Source organism: Lysobacter sp. HDW10 (assembly GCF_011300685.1).
GTDB lineage: Bacteria > Pseudomonadota > Gammaproteobacteria > Xanthomonadales > Xanthomonadaceae > Solilutibacter.
In genome coordinates this window covers 1,455,619-1,475,916 of the sequence record NZ_CP049864.1, presented here as the reverse complement: position 1 = coordinate 1,475,916, position 20,298 = coordinate 1,455,619, and the positions used below count along the sequence as shown (strand labels likewise).

Here is a 20,298-nt window from a genome sequence, read left to right as displayed (position 1 = left end):
CTCACTTTGCAACAGGAGATGCACCCATGTTTGTGCTCCGTGTACGCATGACTGGTGATGATGGACAGATTCGAACCATGATGAATCTGCTGGAGGGGATGGACGGTGTCCATTCAGTAGAGGAAGTCGCGGATCTGATGCCGCACATGGATGACCCGGATTCAAGCTCTTCCGGATTGAGCGACGAACTGGGCCCCACGGTGCACGAGGTCGAGGTCGAAGTATCGAATCGATCAACCTCCGCAAAAGTGCAAGAAGCAATGGATGCATTGGCCTATGACCTCGACATGATGGTCGAATTCGAATCGGTGGATAACGAATGAAAAAAGTAATCTTGGGGATGTCCGCACTCGCCTGTGCGGCAGGTGTTTTCGCGTCTGCGAATGCACCCAATAAGGCGGCGGTTGCACCCGCAGCAAATCCGAATCCGCCGGTATGTGCGGATATTCCAATCGCCGGTAAGACCGCCGGCATGGTGACCACGCCGAGCAGTGAATCTGCCTGGGGCGGTCAACGCGCAGATGGCGCAGAGACTTTGTCTGATCGCGTCGTCAGCTACAAGATCGATGCCACGTTGGACCCGGTCAAACACACCGTGAAGGGTGAGCAGCAATTGGGTTGGCGGAATCGCAGCGCACAACCCGTGTGCAGCGTGTACCTCCATTTGTATTTGAATGCATTCAAGAAAGGCAGCACCTTCCGTACTGAACAAGAAAAGGGCTTTAAGTTCCGATCGGGCGTCGCTTCAGATGAAAAAGAAGCCGGCAATGCGAAGTTGATTAGCGTGATGCAGAACGGCCAAGCGGTGAAATGGCAATTCGTGCATCCAGACAACGGCCCGAAGACCGACGAAACCGTCGTTCGCTTGGACTTACCCACCGCAGTCGCGGCGGGTGCAACCACGAATCTCGACATCCAATTTGAGAACCAATTGCCGCGCGTCGTCGCACGTACCGGCTATTTCGATACCTTCCATCTGGTGGGTCAGTGGTTCCCGAAAATCGGCGTCCTTGAGTTGCCGGGCGAACGCGGTGCCACCGCACCCCGTTGGAATGCTCACGAAATGCATCTGCATAGTGAGTTCTATGCAGACTTCGGCAGCTATGACGTGAAACTCAAAGTACCGAAGAACTACATCGTCGGTGCAACGGGTGAACTTCAAGGCACGCCTGTTGAAGATGCCGGTTGGACCACCCATCACTACAAGCAAGACGACGTACATGACTTTGCTTGGACCGCCTACGACAAGTACGGCGTGCCGATGGAAACGACATGGCGCAGCCCGGCCGGGCACGACGTCAAGGTCCGCGTGTTGTATCCGAAGGGGTACGAAGCGACCGGTAAGTTCGTCATGAAATCCACAGTGGATTCTTTGGCGTATTTCTCCAAGACGCTTGGCGCCTATCCGTACAAGACCGTCACCGCAGTGGTCCCGGCGTACAACGCGGATGAAGCAGGTGGCATGGAGTATCCCACCTTCTTCACGGCGACATTGACCAAGCCCAGCACGAAGGGCTATGGCGTTCCCGACTTGATGTTGGATTTCGTCACCATCCACGAATTCGGTCATGGCTATTTCTACGGCATCCTCGCGTCGAATGAGTTCGAAGAGCCGATGCTGGACGAAGGCATGAACGAGTATTGGGACATGCGCATGGTGCGTGATCTCAATCGCGGCCCGAAGATCGAGCGCTTCGATGGCAAAGGCTTCGTGCCGTTCAATGCATTCGCTGCCGAACGCGTGATGTCACGTCCCGAGCATCCTGAAGATCCGCTGGGTAACAGCGCCTGGGATCGTAAGACCAGCCAAAGCTATACGCGCGTGTATCAAGGCACGTCCACCGTCATGCACGACATCGAGACCGCCGTCGGTCGTGAAACGATGGAAAGCGCCATGAAGCTGTATTACGACCGTTGGAAGTTCAGACATCCGGGCATTGCCGATTTGGAACAGGCACTGATCGATGGCACGGGTCGCGCGGACATCATCAAGCCCTACTTCGCCGCTCAAATCTATGGTGCAAAGCGTTTGAATGATCGAATTGCAGCGGTCACCACGAAGTCCGCAGCAGGCGGCTATGAAACGCATGTCGACTTCCGTCGTAGCGGCGTGGCTTTGCCACGTTCTTTGGTGGTGACATTTAAGGACGGCAGTCAGCAGACGCTGTCTGTCAACGACACGAAGCCCAAGCAAGATTACAAATTCTTGAGCGCCTCGCCCGCCGTTTCTGCTGCCTTGGACCCGAATGGCGGCAACTACGTCGACATCGACCTCAATGACAATGCGCGCTCGGTTGCCGCGGTGAATACCAATGGTTTCACCACGACTGCCCGAAGCGCGTTTCAAACCGTATTCGGCTGGATGCTTGCCCTATGACAACTGAAATCTCACATGCGCGCATTGGCGCCTTCAAAGCCATTGGCCAAAGCTTTGGCGCCAGCTTCCGTCACTGGCGCTGGCTTAGTCTCACGGTCTTGTTTGCATTGTTGCTTGGTTGGATTGCTGCATTGCCGATCGTTCGACAACTGAAGGCCAGCCTGGGCTTCAATCCATCCGCCGCTTCAACAGACCTGGGTGATCGTATTCAAGCCTGGGTGGAATCCATGCGTGCGTTCGCCGGGAACACCGAAGGTGTTTCGCAGTTCGTCCTGGGATTGTTGAGCTGTGCCATCGTTGCTTGGTTGCTGAAAATTTGGCTCGCCAGCGGCTTGGTCGGCAGCGTTCGTGGCGGCCGCGGCTTGGGCTATCGCGAGTTGATTCGCGTCGCCAATGCGGGCTTCTGGGCACAGCTGAAGCAAAGCCTGATCTTTATCTTGGTACTGATCGTGCTTGCCCTGCCCGCGTACTTCACCTTCAAGTGGTCGTCGGGTGTCAGCAAAGTGGCGGTCACCGCTGAACAAACTGCGCATGCGGCATCCATCGTCAATTGGGTTGTCGCTGTGACCGTGCTGTTGTTCTTGCTGTGGTTTGACTTGGCACGCGCCGCGTTGTCCAACATGAGCGACGCAAAGCCGCGCGTACGCGGCACCGTGATGAAAGGTCTGAAGACTTTGTTCAAGCGTCCGTTTGCGTCGATTTTCGGCTTTGTCTTGTTCTTGCTGCTTGGGCTCGCCGCGTTGGCGTTGATCAGTGCACCGCTCATGGGTATCCAGAATGCTTGGATTGCCCTCGTCGTCGTGGCATTGGCTACAGCAGTGGGCGGATTGTTCCGCGTGATGCGTCTGGAAACACTCGCCAGAATCTCGCGCTAATCAACTTCGGCTTCATCCAAACCGGCGGACACAAATCCGCCGGTTTGTCTTTTCCATAACCGTGCATACAAGCCGTCGGCCTCCAGCAGACTGGCATGTGTACCGCTCTCAACGATATGCCCTTGGTCCATGACCACCAAGCGGTCCATCCGCGCAATGGTTGACAGGCGATGTGCAATCGCAATGACGGTTTTGCCGTCCATCAAGGTGGCCAGCGAGTCTTGAATGACCGCTTCCACTTCAGAATCCAAAGCCGACGTGGCCTCGTCGAGCACCAGTATCGGCGCATCTTTAAGTAGCACGCGCGCAATCGCGATTCGTTGCCGTTGCCCGCCCGAAAGTTTGACACCGCGCTCGCCGACATGTGCATCTAAGCCGCGGCGCCCTTCACTATCGATCAGATTCGGCACGAATCCATCTGCGCGCGCTGCCGCGAGCGCCGCATACAACTGCGTGTCTGTCGCGTCAGGCTGCGCAATCCGCAGGTTGTCGCGAATGGATCGATGCAATAACGACGGCTCTTGTGTCACCACACCCGTGGCATGCCGCAAGCTGTCTTGCGTGACCTTCGCAATGTCTTGTCCATCGATCAGAATTCGTCCGCCTTCCAAATCGTAGAAGCGCAACAGCAAGTTCATCAGCGTGGTTTTACCTGCACCTGAAGGTCCGACCAAGCCGACGCGTTCACCCGGCTTCAAATGGAGGTCGAGGCCACTGATGACGCCACTGCCCTGTCCATAGTGAAAGTGGATGTCCTCGAAGCGAATATCGCCTGCACCCACGCGCAATGCCGGTGCATCTTTGGCATCCACCACGGTCAAAGGCTTGGCGACCGTCTCCATGCCATCTTGCACCGTTCCGATCGATTCGAAGATGCCGTTCACCACCCACATGATCCAACCTGACATGTTGTTGATTCGAATGACCAAACCCGTCGACAGCGCGATGGCACCTGCGGTGATGTGGCCGCCTGACCACAACCAAATTCCCAATGCGCCCGTGGCGGCGATCAGGAGCCCGTTCCACACCGTGATGCTGATATCCATCAGCGTGGTGAGGCGCGTCATGGCCCGTACTTTGTCGACGTTCTCTTGCACCGATTCACGCACATAGGCGTCTTCACGTGTGCCTTGCGGGAAGAGCTTTAGGGCACTTGCATTGGTATAACCATCGACAACCCGGCCCATGAATTTCGATTTGGCGGTCGAAGCGGCCAATGACCGCACTTTGGTACGCGGTACAAAGAACACAAGTAATGCGATATAGCCCACTAACCATATGGCCAAAGGCAAGCTCAATTTCGGATCCGCTTTTGCAAAAAGTACCAGCGCGGTAATTGTGTAAATCACGACGTACCAAATGGCGTCCACGATCTGCACAGCTGACTCGCGCAAGCTGGCACCGGTTTGCATGATGCGATTGGCAATACGTCCGGCAAAGTCATTGTTGAAGAAGGCCAAGCTTTGCATGGACACATGTCGATGCTGCTGCCAACGCACCAAGGCCGTGAACGAAGGCAACATCGCTTGGTTCACGAGTAAGTCATGCGCAAGCAAGAGCAAGGGCCGAATGACAACGACGACTACCGCCATCCAGAGCAACTCATGCCCATGAATCGACAAGAAGTCGCGCACGGGTAGACCCTGCGCCAGATCAACGATGCGTCCCACAAACGAGAACAGAGACACTTCGACCAGGGCCACAAAGAACCCCAATACACAGGTCCAAAGCAAAACGCCCTTTGCCTGCTTCAGATAGTGCACATAGAAGCGCCAAAGCGAAGCCGGCGGTGCGCCGACTTGCACCGGCTTAAACGGGTCAATGCGTGATTCGAACCATTTGAAGATCATGGTTCATTGTGCACGACGTGCGCGAGCGCAGAGTCACGTCGTACCGAAATAGCGCGTCTGCAGTTGGGCCACGGCTGTTTCACCAAGCATAGGCCGACCCAAGTGATATCCCTGCACGAAGTCGCAGCCCAAGGATTCGAGCACTTCCAAAGTCTTCTGATCTTCCACACCTTCGGCGACCGCGGTAATCCCCAGTCGATGCGACATGTCGATCATGGAACCGACAAGGTGCTGAAGTCGCTGACGATGCAACAGTGTACGAATGAAGACCTGATCGATCTTGAGCTCTGAGACCGGGAAATCTTTCAAATAAGCGAAGGACGCATAGCCGGTACCGAAATCGTCAATGGCAATCGAGACGCCACTGCGCTTCAAGGTCATCATGCCGTCGATCACGGCATCGGCATTCTCTGCAAATGCCGTTTCGGTAATTTCGAGAACAAGCCGCTCAGGCGGCACATTCCAAATGCCCATGGCGCGCAGCACCAAATCCGGGAACACAGGATCTGCAGCAAAGAGCGGCGAAATGTTCACTGAGACACTTATGTCAGGCGCGAACTCCAACCACTGAGACAGCAAGCGCAAGGAGGAGTGCAGGCTCCACATCGTCAAATCTTGAATGAGCCCGCCCCGCTCGGCCATCGGAATAAAGACATTGGGTGGGACAAAGCCACCTTCCGTGGGCCAACGCGCGAGAGATTCAAACGCCACAATTTTTTCCGGCGATCGCGCGGAATGAATCGGCTGCAAATACAGCTGGAGCTCGTTCTGTCGAATCGCTTGCACCAAACGCTCGTGCTCATACTGCGTCGCGCTGGCATCGCTCCGGTGCATTTCGTAGCTGTATTGGTTATTGACGGCGCGCGCACAGGCGCGGTCGGCCGCCATTAACAAGGCATCGAAATCTTGGCCATCGCTGGGGAAATAGGCAGCACCTACGGCAACGCGCACGCGAAACTTACGGTCGCCGATTTCAACCGGATCGGAGAATGAGCGCGCAATCCGGCCTGCCGCCAACTCCAAATGGTTTCGGCTACGTAGATTGCAGAACACGACTGCACAATCGGCCTCGCCGATGCGGACTAATTTGTCGCCCGGACGCAAGGCTTCGCGTACGCGTTCCGGCATGGCGTGATACAGCGAATCACCGAGCTCATGCCCATAGAGCAACTCGAGATCACGAAGTCTCTGCAAACGTGCGATGACCAATCCGACAGGCGCAACGTCGCCGTTGTCACTTTGGATCGCGCGGTCAAACTCTTGACGCAATGCATGCAATCCGATCAAAGGAACAACTCCGAAGGATCCAATCCGAACGCACCCGGACCCAGGGTGCGCATGATATGTACGCTCGCGTCTTCGCGTGTTTCGGACAGATCCATTGAATGGAAATGACCCAGCGTTTTCTTGCTCTCGTCGGTCAACACCATGATGCGAGGACGTAGGCGCAACAATGCGTTCTGCACCATGACAATGGCGACCTCACCTGTGTTGAGTTCGACCAAGGATCCCACCGGGTAGATACCGAGGCACTTCACGAATTCTTCGACCAGCTCACTGTGGAAGCGCTTGCCGCGCTGCGCGTAAAGCTCATGCAAGGATTCAGAGCGCGAAATCGCAAATCGGTGCGGACGGTCTGCACTCATCGCATCAAAGGCATCGACGATCGCTGCCAGTCGGCCCGCCATTGGAATGCTCGCACCCATCAAACCCAAGGGATAACCGGTGCCGTCGTAGCGTTCGTGGTGGCACTTGACCATGGCGACCGTATCGACATCTGTGAACCCCATGTCTTCGATGCGGCGCATGCCATGTGCCACATGCTGCTCAACCACATTGCGCTCGTCGGGTTTGAGTTCACGACGTACGTTCAAAATTTCTTCGGGCACATCGACCATGCCGATGTTCATGATCAATCCGCCCACCGCAATCGCATTGATGCGGTCATGCGGCAGTGCCAATTCATGTGCAAACGCGGCAGACAATGCGCAGCAGTTGATCGCATGCAAATAGCCATAGTTGGAATCGCGCTTGAGCGCCATCAACCACAGGAAGGCATCCTGATTTTGCGTGACGTTGCGGACGACGGGCTCTGCCGCTTGCTCGAGCTCTTCTCGCGAAACAGAGCGCCCTTCCCGCATTTCTTCAAACAATTGTGTGGTGCGTTCGACCACGAAGGTGATCGCCTCGCGGGCCACCTGCAGATCGACCGGCGTTGGGAGTCGACCCGTCTTATGCGGCACGGTGACATGCAATTCGGGCTTGGCGATAGTTGCGCTGGACGCAACAAACGGCGACTTGATCCCGTTTGCCGGTCTCGGAAGGCTACGCAGCTTTGCAGAAATTTCGGGTTTGCTGAGATCCACGTCGACGAAGACGGTCTTGCAGTACTCCGCCAACAATTTGATGTCAGCGGGCGTTTCGATCAGCAGTCCTTGCAAGAGGAAGGGGGTTCCCGCCCATGGCCTATCGAGCCGGCAGACCCACATGCCCAGCTCAAGAGAACCGACAGGAATTTCATGCTCTTCCAGCATTCGTGCAAAAGACTCGATCAGGCCAATTCAATCAGGTTACCCCGAAAAACTCTGAATGTGACTACGCGCCTTTGACAACTTGGACCGGCTCAAGTCGCAAGTCTTGGAAATCGAAGCTGAAATCCGTCAACGGAGAGATGGCTTCCATGCGGGCGCCTACGGGCTTGCCATCCGGGTTCAGCTGGAAAGTCATGAAAGCATCGGCATTGAGCGAACGGTCATCCCAACGAATGATGAATGTCTCGCCTTGCCAGTGTTCCAACTTGCCCTTCAATTGCGGGGTCTTGCTGAACTGGATATTCAATGCGCCATTCGCGAGTGTGAGTGCAATATCGCCATACCACGGGTCTCGCCAAGTGCCCGCGTAGCCGGAAAGCGGCAGCTGCGGTTTACCGGCTTTACGTGCGGCCACGTGTTTCTGCCAACTGCTGTCGGAATCTGCTTGTGCTTTGTCGTAGGCCTTTCCATATGCGGCCAACCAATCATTGCCGCTGCCGCCGTTCAAAAGCATATCAATCGCTTTATAGGTGACCGCATTGAAGGCGACACCGACTTCTTGGTTGGTCAGCACGACCACACCCATGTGGCTATTCGGCAACAAGGTCAAGCGCGAGACTTGTCCCGGCCAACCGCCCGTATGCCAAATCAAGCGATTGCCCTGATAATCGCCCACGTTCCAGCCTTGCGCATACCCCATCATGTTGGGCGCCGCCGGTGCAAGCTCAGGGATTGAAGATTTGCCTACCGGGATCGGTGTGAGCACATTCCATAGATCACGTGCTGCGCGATCGCTGAACAATTGTTTGCCCTTGGCATCGCCACCCGCTTTGCCGCCATACAACATGGTGTTCATCCAACGCGTCAAATCATGCACGCTGGAATACAGGCCGCCTGCACCCGGTGCGTTGAACCATGTCAGCGTACCGACGGGTTTCAACTCGGTGAAGTTGAATTTCGCATGACCCGTTGCGACGTTGTCGCCTGCCTTTAAATCGTCGGCGTTGTAGCGCGTTTCAGTCATTCCCAACGGCGCAAAGAAACGCGTGGCGAGGAATTGCTTGAACGACATGCCGCTGACTTCTTCAATCACCAGTGAGGCCACTCCGAACAAGATGTTGTCGTAGGCATAACGTGCACGGAACGAACCCGTGAGGGGTACGTCTTTCAAGCGTTGGGCCACTTCCTTGGTGCTATAGGTTGTTGTCGGCCAGTACAAAAGATCGCCTGCGCCCAAGCCCAATCCGCTGCGATGCGCAAGCAAGTCACGGATGCGCATGTCATGCGTGATATAGGGATCAGACATACGGAACCACGGCAGATGGTCGATGACACGATCATCCATTGAAAGCTTCTTCTCATCGGCCAACATTTGCAGTGCTGCGGCTGTGAACGCCTTGGTGTTCGAGGCGATGGCGAACATCGTGTGTTCGTCCACTTTGCCCGGCTTGCCCATTTCGCGTTCGCCGTAGCCGCGCTCATGCACGACTTTGCCGTCTTTGACAATCGCCACAGCGATACCGGGCACGTCAAAACGCTTTCTAACGGCATCGACGTAGGCATCAAATTCCGCCCAATCGGGTTCCGCACGTGCGACATGCGGCTTCGCAGCTGCGATTGCCGCGTCTTGTTGCGGCGGTGCTGCAAAAACAGGCGCCGTTGCCAAAAACAACACAGCCGCAAAGTACTTGATGGACATACGTGTCAGACCCCTGGAGAACCCTTCGAATGTAACAAATCGTGTCGCGTCGCACCTAGGCCAAAAGGCCTAGATGTGAACGTGAATCACGAAAGTCTTTACGCGGAAGCCGAGCGCTGCGCTTCGCTCAACTGAGCCAGCCCTTTGCGTTTGCGCGGCGCGCATACCAAAGCAAGGCAATGGCGATGACTGTGACCGTGATGGGCATCGTCAACGCTTCTGTTGCACCCACGTTTTGAATCATGTCGGTGATCACCATGCCGGAACTAAAAAGCACGACAATCGCAACAAGCGAAATCATGAAAAACGCAACAGACAGTCTCTTTCGCATGATCAAAAGAATAGAAGCAATGACGCCTGTCCCGACGGCGATACCATCGATCCACCACAGCCACTGCGGCATCAATGCATTCACTTTGCGTTGACCTTCGGTCAGTTCTGCGAGTTGCTCCGGTGTCATGTTCATTTGCATCCAGAACATGGCGAGCCCAATGAGATTCCAAGCTAAAGCAAGTACGGCAACGAGTCGAAATGTGGCGGTGCGCGGTGCGCTCAATGTATCCATTGTCCTTCCCCATACGCCCCGAATCGGGTGCCCTGTGAGCGTAGCCCAATTCTGTATCCAGAGGCCTGCCATTCAACGCTTCAGGGCACGATGCGGCCGTTCCTGCGATCATATGCCTATGGAAAACACGCCCGAATTCAGCACCCTACCGCTCTCGCCCCAACTCCGCTCCGGCCTGGATGCGCTCGGATATCAGAAGATGACCCCCGTGCAGTCACTTGCATTGCCGGTGATCTTGTCAGGGAAGGACCTGATCGCCCAAGCGCCCACCGGCAGTGGCAAGACCGCTGCGTTCGGCTTGGGGCTGCTTGAGCGGATTGACGCTAGCCAAGTCCGCACGCAATCTTTGGTCCTCTGCCCGACGCGGGAGCTCGCGGATCAAGTAGGCAAACAGTTGCGCAAACTCGCGACCGGCATCCCCAATCTCAAACTCTCGATTCTGTGCGGCGGGATTCCGCTTGCGCCGCAACTGGCATCACTCACACATGCACCACACGTCGTGGTCGGCACACCTGGACGCATTTTAGAGCTCATTGAAAAAGGGGCATTGGACCTTTCATCCGTCGCCGTGTTCGTCTTGGATGAAGCGGATCGGATGCTCGATATGGGCTTTGAAGAAGACATCCGCGCGATCTCGAAACGCATGCCGAAACAACGGATGGGCTTGATGTTTTCAGCGACCTTCCCAGAAGCCATTCGTGCTTTGGGTAAAGCGCTGCTACAAAACCCCGTTGAGGTCTCGGTGGACTCGGTTGAAAGCACGCCCGATATCAAGGCTCGCTTTATCCATACCGACGCCGAGAAACGAATGCCGCAATTGGCGGCCGCATTGATGCACTACCGGCCTCAGTCGACGGTCGTTTTCTGCAACATGCGTCGTGACACAGAGGAAGTTGTGCGCTCCTTGGCGCATTACGGCTTCAGTGCTTTGGCGCTGCATGGCGATATGGAACAACGCGACCGCGAAGAAGTATTGGTGCGATTTGGCAATCGCAGTTGTTCGGTGTTGGTGGCCAGCGATGTCGCTGCGCGCGGTCTCGACATTGACATCATCGATGCGGTCGTGAATTACGAATTGCCTTCAGATGCAGATACGTATTTGCATCGCATTGGCCGCACAGGGCGTGCAGGACGCAGTGGTCTCGCGCTGAGCTTGGTGTCTGATGGCGAAGACAACAGAGCGCGCGTCATCGACTTGCATCTGGGCAAGGCGACCGAGTGGGAAAGCATTCCCGCGCTGGAAGGTCGACCGCGTGCCGTGCCACAGGCACCCATGGTCACGTTGCGACTGGATGCAGGCCGCACAGACAAACTTCGCCCGGGCGACATCGTTGGCGCACTCACGGGCGACGTGGGTCTGAAGAAAGAGGCCGTTGGCAAGATTGATGTGTTTGCCACGCGCAGCTATGTTGCAATTGCCCACCCACAAGCCGGGCAAACGCTAGAGAAACTGCGTCAGGGCAAGATCAAAGGCCGGAAGGTTCGCGTCAATCGACTGTGAGGCGCGGCGCACCGCACCTCACACACGCTTAAAGCATCGGCAAATCGAGGCCTTGCTCGCGCGCGCAGTCTTGAGCGATGTCATAGCCCGCATCGGCGTGGCGCATGACACCGGTACCCGGATCATTCCAAAGCACGCGCGCGATACGCGCGTCAGCGGCTTCGCTGCCATCACACACGATCACGACGCCGCTGTGTTGCGAATAGCCCATACCGACACCGCCGCCGTGGTGCAGTGACACCCAAGTCGCACCACCCGCGACATTGAGCATGGCATTCAACAGCGGCCAATCGCTGACTGCGTCGCTGCCGTCCTTCATGGATTCCGTTTCACGGTTCGGGCTTGCCACACTGCCCGAATCCAAATGATCGCGGCCGATCACAACCGGCGCTTTCAATTCGCCATTCCGCACCATTTCATTGAACGCCAGGCCGAGTTTGTGACGCAGTCCCAAGCCTACCCAGCAGATGCGTGCGGGCAACCCTTGGAAGCTGATGCGCTCACGCGCCATGTCGAGCCAACGGTGCAGATGCGGATCATCCGCAATGATTTCTTTGACCTTCGCGTCGGTCTTGTAGATGTCTTCCGGATCACCCGACAAAGCGACCCAGCGGAACGGCCCCACGCCACGACAGAACAAGGGGCGCACATAGGCAGGCACAAAGCCCGGGAAATCGAACGCATGCTTGCAGCCGACGTCGAACGCCATTTGACGAATGTTGTTGCCATAGTCAACCGTCGGGATGCCTTGTGCGTGGAAGGCCAACATCGCCTCCACGTGCACGCGCATCGAGTCTTTTGCGGCATCGCGTACTGCATCGGGATCGGCTTTTTGTGCAGCTTCCCACTGTTCTACGGTCCAACCGATCGGCAAGTAACCATGCACGGGATCGTGCGCCGAGGTTTGATCCGTCACGCAGTCGGGGCGCACATTGCGCTTCACCAACTCCGGCAAGATTTCTGCTGCATTTCCAAACAATGCAATCGATTTCGCTTCGCCGGCGGCGGTGTACTTGGCAATGCGTGCAAGCGCGTCGTCGATATCGGTCGCTTGCTCGTCGACGTAGCGTGTCTTCAAACGGAAATCGATGCTCGATTGACGGCATTCGATATTCAGGGAGCACGCACCCGCAAGCGACGCAGCCAATGGTTGTGCGCCACCCATACCGCCCAAACCTGCGGTCAGAATCCACTTGCCGGTGAGTGACCCACCGTAGTGTTGGCGTCCCATTTCAACAAAAGTTTCGTACGTGCCTTGAACGATGCCTTGCGAACCGATGTAGATCCACGAACCTGCGGTCATTTGTCCGTACATCATCAAGCCCTCGCGGTCGAGCGCATTGAAATGCTCCCACGTGGCCCAGTGCGGTACCAAGTTGGAATTGGCGATCAGCACACGCGGCGCATCGGGGTGTGATTTGAACACGCCCACCGGCTTGCCGGATTGCACCAACAAGGTTTCTGTATCTTCGAGACGTTTCAAAACTTCCAGAATCTTGTCGTAGCTGTCCCAGTCGCGTGCAGCGCGACCGATACCGCCATAGACCACCAAGTCTTCAGGGCGTTCTGCCACTTCCGCATCAAGATTGTTTTGCAGCATCCGGTAAGGCGCTTCGGTCTGCCAGCTTTTGCAATTCAATTCCGCGCCACGGGGCGCACGGATTTTCCGCGAGGGATCATGACGGTTCAGCGGTGTCGAGGTGGTCATTCGAAGGCATCCCGATGAAAAGGCAATTATCGCATTTGCGACAGGCAGCGCCGTTTGTGTCATCTGCGAATGGCAAGATAGCCTGATGAAAATGCGCTTGATGATGGCCTTGGCAGTGCTGCTGAGCGCCTGCGCGGTATCTTCCGTGCCCAAACCCCAGCTCGCCAAGGCACCGGCCACGGTCATTCTGATTTCTGTGGATGGGCTGAGGCCCGCGGATGTCAACGCATCGCAGATGCCTGCATTGAGCGCACTCGGACGAGCGGGCGTACGGGGCACCATGCGCCCGTCCTTTCCGTCGCTGACTTTTCCCAACCACTACACGCTGGTGACCGGATTGCGACCGGATCACCATGGCGTCGTACACAACCAAATGTTCGATGCACAGCTGGGTGAATTCCGCACGTCCAAAGCCAGCAGCACGGGCAATGGCGCATGGTGGGGCGGAGAGCCCATTTGGGTGTCCGTCATTCGAAGTGGTGCGCGTGCCTTCACTGCGTTTTGGCCAGGATCAGAGGCTGCCGTCGAAGGGGTCCGCCCGACACGCTGGCTGACGTTCGACGCGAAGACAAGTGCGGCGCAACTCTCAGCACAAGCGCACGCGTGGTTGAATCTGCCGCAGTCGGAACGCGCGCGTTTTATTACGGTTTATTTCCCGCAGGTCGATAAGGCTTCGCATGACTTTGGCCCCGACTCGGGTGAAGCGCGACAGGCGCGTGCTGAGGTTGACCGTGCCATTGGCGCGATTGCGGCAGACATTGCGTCTTACGCACCTGAAGATAACTACAACTTGGTGGTGGTGTCAGATCATGGCTTCGCCACGGTGTCGCCGGGCCAACAGATATCGACCAGCACCATTATTCCAACCACATTGGCAACGCCGATCAGCGACGGGCAAGTCATTGGCTTTATGCCGAAGCCCGGCAAAACGGAGGACGCGCTTAGAACGGCGAAGGCGTCCTTGAAGCATGGCACGTGCTATGCAAAGGCGGAGCTGCCTGCACGCTGGCACTATGGACATCACCCGCGTATTCCACCCATCTTGTGCCAAATGGACAAGGGCTGGGATGCACTATTTCCTGCGGTGTTCGCCCGCATTCGACCCTTCACCTCACGCGGCTCGCACGGCTATGACCCGGACTTACCTGAGATGTCTGCGCTGTTCATCGCGCGCGGCCCTGCATTTGCCGAACATCGTGTACTGCCGCAATTCAACAACGTCCACGTGTATTCGCTGTTGATGGACGTCTTGGCACTGCCCGCGCAGGCCAATGACGGAAACCCCGAGGTCTTGAAAGCCGCGAAAGCTGATCCGCTCAAATAAGCGTTTGCAATCGCGCCGCTAAGATCTCAAGCATGGGCATTGCATGCCCACCTGGCGAGACGCGTGCTTGCAAGCTGCTTTCAGCAGACCGGGTTTCCCATCGTTCCGGATTTGCCGCCGCTTGATACGCATCGCGGAATGGCATGCCGGACTGCGCGAGCTCCAACGCCAAATCGGTTGCATGCATCGAGGCATCCAAAGACGCATTCAACTTCTCTGGCACCCAGACCAATGCGTCCAATAGCGGCGACACAAGTGCAAGCGCCATTCCGCCCTGTTTGAAGGCGTTCACGATCGCAGGCTTGGAAAACTGCAAATCGCGGTGATAGCCGCTAGGCAATGACATCAATTGCTCGATCTCGGTGCGCGACGCCGCACAGCGCGCGTATGCAGCGCGAAGTAGCTCAATGACATCGGGATTGCGCTTATTCGGCATCAATGAGCTGCCGGTCGTATAGTGCGCCGGCAGTTTGACGAATCCGAATTCGGCGGTCGTGAACAAACTCAAGTCCCAAGCCAAACGACGCACATCCAACAAGGCACTGCACACCGCTTCAATGGCCGCGATTTCAAACTTGCCACGCGAGAGCTGCGCATAGATGGGCGAAACCTGCATGCGCGCAAAGCCCAAGGCCTCAGTGACATGGGCGCGATCCAGCGCCATATTGACGCCATACCCTGCGGCCGTACCGAGTGGATTTGAATCCAGCCACGCGGCCGTCGCACGCAAACGCTCCGCATTGTCGATGAACGCTTCTGCCCAAGCAGACCACCACATCAAGCCCGAAGACACCATGGCGCGCTGCAAATGGGTATAGCCGGGAATCGCCACATCCCGATCTTGAGCGGCACGCGCCAAAGCCACCTGCGCTATCGCTGTGCAGTGTTGCTGACATGCGAGCAACTGGGCTTTCAACCACAGTCGCGTGGCCACCAGCACCTGATCATTACGGCTGCGACCGGTGTGAATTTTCTTGCCCGTCTCCGCCAATCGATCAATCAGACGTGCTTCGATGGCGCTATGCATGTCTTCATAGTGCGCATCGAGGACGAACGCACCACTGACGACATCTTGATCGAGCTGCTGCAATTCTCGATCGATCGCCGCCCACTCATCTGCATCCAGTACGCCAATCTTATGCAAGCCGGAAGCATGCGCGCGACTTGCCGTGATGTCATAGCGAATGAACTCACGATCGAGAATGACGTCATCTCCTGCGAGAAATGCTTGAATCGCAGCATCCACAACAACGCCATCTTTCTGCCATAGCAAGGTACTCATACCGCGCGCTCCAAATCGATGCCCGCAAATTCATTCATGCCGAGCGCAATATTGATGTTCTGAATGGCTTGTGTGGCCGCACCTTTCAACAGGTTGTCTAAGACTGAGACGACCACCAAACGGTGTCCGCTTTCATCCAAGCTGAAACCGCCCAACTGAACGCCATGCTTGCTTGCGATCTCACTCACCCAAGGCGCGTCATTCTGGACGCGAATGAGAGGCTCGTTGACATACGCCGCGCGGTAGAGATCACGCACTTCGTCCAACTCAAACTTGCGCGACAAATGCAGATTGCAGGTCATGGTAATGCCACGAAAATGCGGTGCTACGTGCGGAATAAATTCAACGGGTGCGCAATGGCGCGCCACTTCGCGCTCATGAATATGATTGATCAGGCTATAGGGCATCAAGTTGTCCGCGAGCTTCTGCGGATCGTTCTTATCGCTCGGCGTAGTCCCCGCACCCGAATACCCCGAAACGCCGAAACATTGCGTGGGACCCGCCAAGTGGTCTTTCATCGGCGCGATCGCAAGTTGCATCGCACTGGCATAACAGCCCGGATTGCTGATTCGACGGACGCCCTGCCCTTGCGCGCGCGTGAGCTCGGGTAATCCGTAGTACCAGTCCGCATCAAAGCGATAGTCCGCAGAGAGATCAATCACACAGGCGTCTGGCCGCTCACGCGCAATCACCTCAACACATTCGGCTGCTTTCCCATTTGGCAATGCGAGTACAAAAACATCCACCGCATGTTGCCCCAGTGCCGCAAACGGCACATTCGAATAGGTGAGGTCTTCACTCAGGCCCGAGATATGGGCTGAAAGCAGTTCACCCGTACGTTCACGCGAGGAAACGAATCCAAGGGACAGAGCGGGATGCGTATCGATGATGCGGATCAATGCTTCGCCAACATGTCCACGGGCGCCGATCAAACCCACTTTGAACGTCATGCTGCCTCCAATGTGGGCGGACGCGAAAGCGCGTCTTCCACAAGCAGTTCGATTTTCGAGAACGCATCGATCCCGTACCAAAACGCCGTCCACGGATCGCGCTTATAGCTGCCGTCAGATTCGCTCTCATAGAACGCGTTGACCGGATTCGAGCGTCGTGAGCGCCAATAGAGTGTCGGCGTTTCACTGCGCATGACGTGCCAAACAGCGCGACCCAAACCTTCGCCCTGCGCGTCATCTAACACCGCGAACTTGTCGAGATAGGGCACGCCGTCACGAGCTTCCGCAAGAATCAACGCGGCGCGGTAGTTTTCACTCACGTAAGCCTTTAGCAAACGCGTGTCATTGAAATAGTTGGAAGCGAGCTTTCGACCGAATGCTGACTCGATTAGCGTCCGTAAGCGCGGTAGATCGAACGCATCCCACTGCATGCTTGAAACGACGCGTTCGCCTTTGCGTACCAACGTGCCTGAGCCGCGATGCGTGAACAACTCTTTGGCGAGTTCAGACGGACGCGTAATGGAAACCGATGACGACAAAGGCACGGTGTCCAATAGCGCTTTGATTTGTTGGATCTTGACGCGCATGCCGCCATTGATCCACGCAGCATCCATCAGCTCGTCATACTCCGAAGAGAGATTGATTGAATCGATGATGTCGCCATCTGCATTCAGCAGGCCGCCGGTTTCAGTGAGAAACACAATCTTGTCAGGCTGAAGCTTGGCCACCAGTGCATTGGCGGCAAAGTCGGCATTGATGTTCACGATTTGCCCTGTCGCCGTTTCACCCAGGCACGCGAGCACCGGAATTGAGCCGGCTTTCAGGCTCGCGCGAATCGGTCCCAGCTCGACGTCGACCACCTCGCCTACCAACCCATAGGTGTCTTGATCCATCAAGGTCGCTTCAAATACACCCGAAACAATGGAAGTCGCGCGTGCGTCTCGTGCTTGCAGATCTTCAACCAAGGCAAAGTTTTGTGCGTGCAGCACTTTGCGCACGACCGACAATACTTCAGGCGTGGTTACACGCAGGCCGTTTTTGGTCTGCTTCTCGATCCCCACTTCGGCGAGGGCCGCATCCAACTGCGGGCCCGCACCGTGAATCACAATGGGTGTCAGGCCGACATCTTGCAAGAACGCCAAGGAAGACGACAAAGCTTCGAGATCGTCACGCAGCACTGCACCACCGACTTTGACGACTGCGAATCGCGCCGCCTCTAACTGTGAATAGCGCTTGAGGTATTGCGAAATTTCTTTCGCGCTGGCCATGCTCGACAGCAAACGGACAATCGTTTGCCGAGTCTGCGGGTCATGGACCGCCGTCTGATGATTCAAAGGCGTCATGCCTGTTGTGCTCCGATGATGCGTACGACGTGTTGCGTATAGGTGGATAGATCAGAGAGTGCGACCCATTCGTCGGCACTGTGGGCTTGGGCGATATTGCCGGGGCCGAACACCAAGGTGTCGAAGCCTGCTTGCGAGAAGAGTGATGCCTCTGTCCAAAAATCGACCGGGGCGCCCAGCGGTAATTCAAATGCGTGTGCGAGGGCCTCTGCGCGTAAGCGGCGTGCGTCGCTGTCTTTACCTGATGGCAAGGAAGGTCCGCGGAAAAGCTCTTCGTACTCAGCGTCTCCGCCCGTGAAGGCACGGAGCTGTGCATGCATGCCATCCATGCTTTGCGATGGCAAAGGCCGGAATCCGAAGCGAAGCTCTGCTGACGGCGCAATGACATTGCCTTTGATGCCGCCTTCCATCTTGCCGATATTGAAGCGACTGCCCTGCAAACCCGCGAAGGTTTCGTCGGCCATCGAAGCAACCCACTCCAAGCTTTCCGCAGCCCAGCGCACTGCCTTATGCACCGCGCTCGGATTGTTCGCATTGGATGCGTGCCCCGCTTCGCCGGTAAACGCGACGCGTACGGATGAAATGCCGCGATGCACAGCCACTGCCTCACACTTCGTCGGTTCGGCCACCAAAACGGCATCGAATGACTCGCCTCGTTGCAAGAAGTGAGCGATGCACCGGGCATCGTTCGCCTCTTCATCGCTACTGAACAACAAGGCCACATCCCCTTCGGTCTGCTGCACCGCGGTCAACAGGGCTGCTGCAGCCCCTTTGATGTCACACGCACCTAAACCAATGGCGCGATCTGCGGTCACTTCAAGCGCAAACGGATCGTTCAGCCATGCAGCGGAATCGGGCACGGTGTCCACATGGACGTTGAACAGCACTTTTGGCGTGCCACGTTTGGCGTACAAGTACACAGCACCTGCGCCGAGATCTTGCACCTCAACATCAAAGCCCGTGAGCTGCGAGCGCAGATAGGCGAAAATGCCTGCCTCATCGATCTGTCGTGGCGGATTGCGCGTATCAAAGGCAACCAGAGCACGCAGATGCGACAGGCAATGCGAAAGCAGGTCCATTAGCCGTGTGATCCCGCATTGACTTCGGCCCACAGCGTGCTGCTCATGCCGAACAATTTAATAAAGCCCTCTGCCTCTTCTACGCCCCAATCTGCACTCTGCGCATAGGTCGCACCCTTCGAGTTCAGAAGATGCGGCGAAACCACCTCAACCGCGTCGACGCGTGCACCTTCGGTACGCAGCACGACTTCGCCATTGACCATGCGTTGACTGGATTGAAGGAAGTGCTCGATGTCGGTCTTGAGCGGGTCATGGAAGAAACCCTCATAGACCAACTCAACCCATTTACGCGCAAGTTCTGGCTTGAAGCGATTTTGTTGCTTGCTCAACACGGCCTCTTCGAGTGCGCGATGTGCCGTTAGCAAAGCAACGAGGCCGGGTGCTTCATAGACAATGCGACCCTTCAGACCGATGGTGGTGTCGCCGGTATACACACCGCGCCCAACACCATAGTCAGCAAACACCCGGTTGAGCGTTTGCAACAGCTTGTCGCCAGCCATGGCCTCGCCATTGATCGCGACGGCTTCGCCTTGAGTGAACTTCAAGCGCACGTCCAGGCCTTCTGCCGGCCATTCGGCGCGTGATTTGCACCAGCCGCGTGCTTTCGCGCCGGGTGCTTTCCACTCATCGATTTCACCCCCCGACATGGTGACGCCAAGCAGATTTTCATTGATGGTGTAGTGCTGTTGTTTCGTGCTGACGCTAAATCCGCGCGCTTCAAGATAGGCCTGCTCGTAGGCGCGCGTTTGCGTGTGCTCTTTCTGGATTTCACGAATCGGTGCCACGATTCTGTAGTCGCCACTCGACTTCACCGCCAAGTCAAAACGCACTTGGTCATTGCCCATGCCCGTGCAACCGTGTGCGATGGCATTGGTGCCCAAAGCGTGGGCGCGTGCCAAGGCCGCATCAACGATCAAATAGCGATCTGACACCAACAACGGGTATTGATCTTGATACGCCTCACCGGCCCATACGAAGGGCTTGACGAAACCTTCCCAAATCGCGGGGCCACCATCTATGGTGATGTGGCTCGCCACACCCAACTCTTGGGCGCGTTGTTCAATGGACGCGCGTTCTTCCGCATCGACACCACCGGTGTCTGCAAAAACGGTGTGGACATTCCAACCACGCTCTTTCAAATACGGCACACAAAAGCTGGTGTCCAGCCCGCCGGAAAATGCGAGCACAATGTCTTTGGAATCATGGAGTGACAT

At 56.5% G+C, this 20,298-nt stretch carries 16 protein-coding genes; 5 read left to right on the top strand and 11 right to left on the bottom strand.

What is annotated here, in order from left to right; translation table 11 throughout:
* Nucleotides 1-26 precede the first annotated feature (26 nt).
* Genes G7069_RS07090 through G7069_RS07080 form a run of 3 tightly spaced genes read left to right on the top strand, consistent with a single transcriptional unit; the run spans nucleotide 27 to nucleotide 3,252 of the window.
* Nucleotides 27-323 (top strand): hypothetical protein, encoded by a 297-nt coding sequence (locus G7069_RS07090; protein WP_166295719.1) that lies wholly within the window; start codon nucleotides 27-29, stop codon nucleotides 321-323.
* Nucleotides 320-2,377, top strand: a complete 2,058-nt coding sequence (locus G7069_RS07085) for a M1 family metallopeptidase (RefSeq protein ID WP_166295716.1) — start codon at nucleotides 320-322, stop codon at nucleotides 2,375-2,377. The genes G7069_RS07090 and G7069_RS07085 overlap by 4 nt, the downstream gene beginning before the upstream one ends.
* On the top strand, nucleotides 2,374-3,252 hold the full coding sequence (locus G7069_RS07080) for a hypothetical protein (RefSeq protein ID WP_166295713.1): 879 nt from the start codon (nucleotides 2,374-2,376) through the stop codon (nucleotides 3,250-3,252). The genes G7069_RS07085 and G7069_RS07080 overlap by 4 nt, the downstream gene beginning before the upstream one ends.
* Here the strand turns inward: G7069_RS07080 and G7069_RS07075 are convergent.
* The 5 genes from G7069_RS07075 to G7069_RS07055 form a co-directional block, all read right to left on the bottom strand.
* Nucleotides 3,249-5,102 carry an ABC transporter ATP-binding protein gene (locus G7069_RS07075; protein WP_305055005.1) on the bottom strand — a complete coding sequence of 618 codons (1,854 nt, stop codon included), beginning with the start codon at nucleotides 5,100-5,102 and terminating at the stop codon, nucleotides 3,249-3,251. The genes G7069_RS07080 and G7069_RS07075 overlap by 4 nt on opposite strands.
* 33 nt (nucleotides 5,103-5,135) lie before the next feature.
* On the bottom strand, nucleotides 5,136-6,389 hold the full coding sequence (locus G7069_RS07070) for a bifunctional diguanylate cyclase/phosphodiesterase (RefSeq protein WP_166295710.1): 1,254 nt from the start codon (nucleotides 6,387-6,389) through the stop codon (nucleotides 5,136-5,138).
* Nucleotides 6,386-7,636 (bottom strand): HD domain-containing phosphohydrolase, encoded by a 1,251-nt coding sequence (locus G7069_RS07065; RefSeq protein WP_166295707.1) that lies wholly within the window; start codon nucleotides 7,634-7,636, stop codon nucleotides 6,386-6,388. Before G7069_RS07065 ends, G7069_RS07070 begins: the two co-directional genes overlap by 4 nt.
* 61 nt (nucleotides 7,637-7,697) lie before the next feature.
* Nucleotides 7,698-9,332, bottom strand: coding sequence for a serine hydrolase (locus G7069_RS07060; RefSeq protein ID WP_166295704.1), 1,635 nt, complete (start codon nucleotides 9,330-9,332; stop codon nucleotides 7,698-7,700).
* A 127-nt stretch (nucleotides 9,333-9,459) separates the two neighbouring features.
* Nucleotides 9,460-9,897, bottom strand: coding sequence for a hypothetical protein (locus tag G7069_RS07055; RefSeq protein ID WP_166295701.1), 438 nt, complete (start codon nucleotides 9,895-9,897; stop codon nucleotides 9,460-9,462).
* 118 nt (nucleotides 9,898-10,015) lie between these two features.
* On the opposite strand from G7069_RS07055, the gene dbpA reads away from it, so the two are divergent.
* Entirely contained in the window at nucleotides 10,016-11,398 is a 1,383-nt protein-coding gene (dbpA, locus tag G7069_RS07050; RefSeq protein ID WP_166295699.1) for an ATP-dependent RNA helicase DbpA, read from the top strand.
* A gap of 28 nt (nucleotides 11,399-11,426) precedes the next feature.
* Here dbpA and hutU read toward each other — a convergent pair whose 3' ends face one another.
* Entirely contained in the window at nucleotides 11,427-13,088 is a 1,662-nt protein-coding gene (gene hutU, locus G7069_RS07045) for a urocanate hydratase (protein WP_205758777.1), read from the bottom strand.
* A 103-nt stretch (nucleotides 13,089-13,191) separates the two neighbouring features.
* Here hutU and G7069_RS07040 point away from each other — a divergent pair, with 103 nt between their 5' ends.
* Nucleotides 13,192-14,430 (top strand): ectonucleotide pyrophosphatase/phosphodiesterase, encoded by a 1,239-nt coding sequence (locus G7069_RS07040; RefSeq protein WP_166295694.1) that lies wholly within the window; start codon nucleotides 13,192-13,194, stop codon nucleotides 14,428-14,430.
* On the opposite strand, the gene argH is transcribed toward G7069_RS07040, so the two are convergent.
* The 5 genes from argH to G7069_RS07015 are packed head-to-tail and all read right to left on the bottom strand — an operon-like array spanning nucleotide 14,423 to nucleotide 20,298.
* Nucleotides 14,423-15,712, bottom strand: coding sequence for an argininosuccinate lyase (gene argH / locus G7069_RS07035; RefSeq protein ID WP_166295691.1), 1,290 nt, complete (start codon nucleotides 15,710-15,712; stop codon nucleotides 14,423-14,425). The two genes, G7069_RS07040 and argH, sit on opposite strands and share 8 nt — an antisense overlap.
* Nucleotides 15,709-16,662 carry an N-acetyl-gamma-glutamyl-phosphate reductase gene (gene argC / locus G7069_RS07030; RefSeq protein ID WP_166295688.1) on the bottom strand — a complete coding sequence of 318 codons (954 nt, stop codon included), beginning with the start codon at nucleotides 16,660-16,662 and terminating at the stop codon, nucleotides 15,709-15,711. The genes argH and argC overlap by 4 nt, the downstream gene beginning before the upstream one ends.
* Nucleotides 16,659-18,005 (bottom strand): acetylglutamate kinase, encoded by a 1,347-nt coding sequence (locus G7069_RS07025; protein WP_166295685.1) that lies wholly within the window; start codon nucleotides 18,003-18,005, stop codon nucleotides 16,659-16,661. The genes argC and G7069_RS07025 overlap by 4 nt, the downstream gene beginning before the upstream one ends.
* Entirely contained in the window at nucleotides 18,002-19,084 is a 1,083-nt protein-coding gene (locus G7069_RS07020; protein WP_166295682.1) for an acetylornithine deacetylase, read from the bottom strand. Before G7069_RS07020 ends, G7069_RS07025 begins: the two co-directional genes overlap by 4 nt.
* On the bottom strand, nucleotides 19,084-20,298 hold the full coding sequence (locus G7069_RS07015) for an argininosuccinate synthase (RefSeq protein ID WP_166295679.1): 1,215 nt from the start codon (nucleotides 20,296-20,298) through the stop codon (nucleotides 19,084-19,086). Before G7069_RS07015 ends, G7069_RS07020 begins: the two co-directional genes overlap by 1 nt.

Excerpts from the sequence above, each read along its gene's own strand:
- G7069_RS07090 (WP_166295719.1), top strand. The coding sequence starts at position 27 with ATGTTTGTGCTCCGTGTACGCATGACTGGTGATGATGGACAGATTCGA.
- G7069_RS07085 (WP_166295716.1), top strand. The coding sequence starts at position 320 with ATGAAAAAAGTAATCTTGGGGATGTCCGCACTCGCCTGTGCGGCAGGT.
- G7069_RS07080 (WP_166295713.1), top strand. The coding sequence starts at position 2,374 with ATGACAACTGAAATCTCACATGCGCGCATTGGCGCCTTCAAAGCCATT.
- G7069_RS07075 (WP_305055005.1), bottom strand. The coding sequence starts at position 5,102 with ATGATCTTCAAATGGTTCGAATCACGCATTGACCCGTTTAAGCCGGTG.
- G7069_RS07065 (WP_166295707.1), bottom strand. The coding sequence starts at position 7,636 with ATGCTGGAAGAGCATGAAATTCCTGTCGGTTCTCTTGAGCTGGGCATG.
- G7069_RS07060 (WP_166295704.1), bottom strand. The coding sequence starts at position 9,332 with ATGTCCATCAAGTACTTTGCGGCTGTGTTGTTTTTGGCAACGGCGCCT.
- G7069_RS07055 (WP_166295701.1), bottom strand. The coding sequence starts at position 9,897 with ATGGATACATTGAGCGCACCGCGCACCGCCACATTTCGACTCGTTGCC.
- dbpA (WP_166295699.1), top strand. The coding sequence starts at position 10,016 with ATGGAAAACACGCCCGAATTCAGCACCCTACCGCTCTCGCCCCAACTC.
- G7069_RS07040 (WP_166295694.1), top strand. The coding sequence starts at position 13,192 with ATGAAAATGCGCTTGATGATGGCCTTGGCAGTGCTGCTGAGCGCCTGC.
- argH (WP_166295691.1), bottom strand. The coding sequence starts at position 15,712 with ATGAGTACCTTGCTATGGCAGAAAGATGGCGTTGTTGTGGATGCTGCG.
- argC (WP_166295688.1), bottom strand. The coding sequence starts at position 16,662 with ATGACGTTCAAAGTGGGTTTGATCGGCGCCCGTGGACATGTTGGCGAA.
- G7069_RS07025 (WP_166295685.1), bottom strand. The coding sequence starts at position 18,005 with ATGACGCCTTTGAATCATCAGACGGCGGTCCATGACCCGCAGACTCGG.
- G7069_RS07020 (WP_166295682.1), bottom strand. The coding sequence starts at position 19,084 with ATGGACCTGCTTTCGCATTGCCTGTCGCATCTGCGTGCTCTGGTTGCC.
- G7069_RS07015 (WP_166295679.1), bottom strand. The coding sequence starts at position 20,298 with ATGTCACTCCATGATTCCAAAGACATTGTGCTCGCATTTTCCGGCGGG.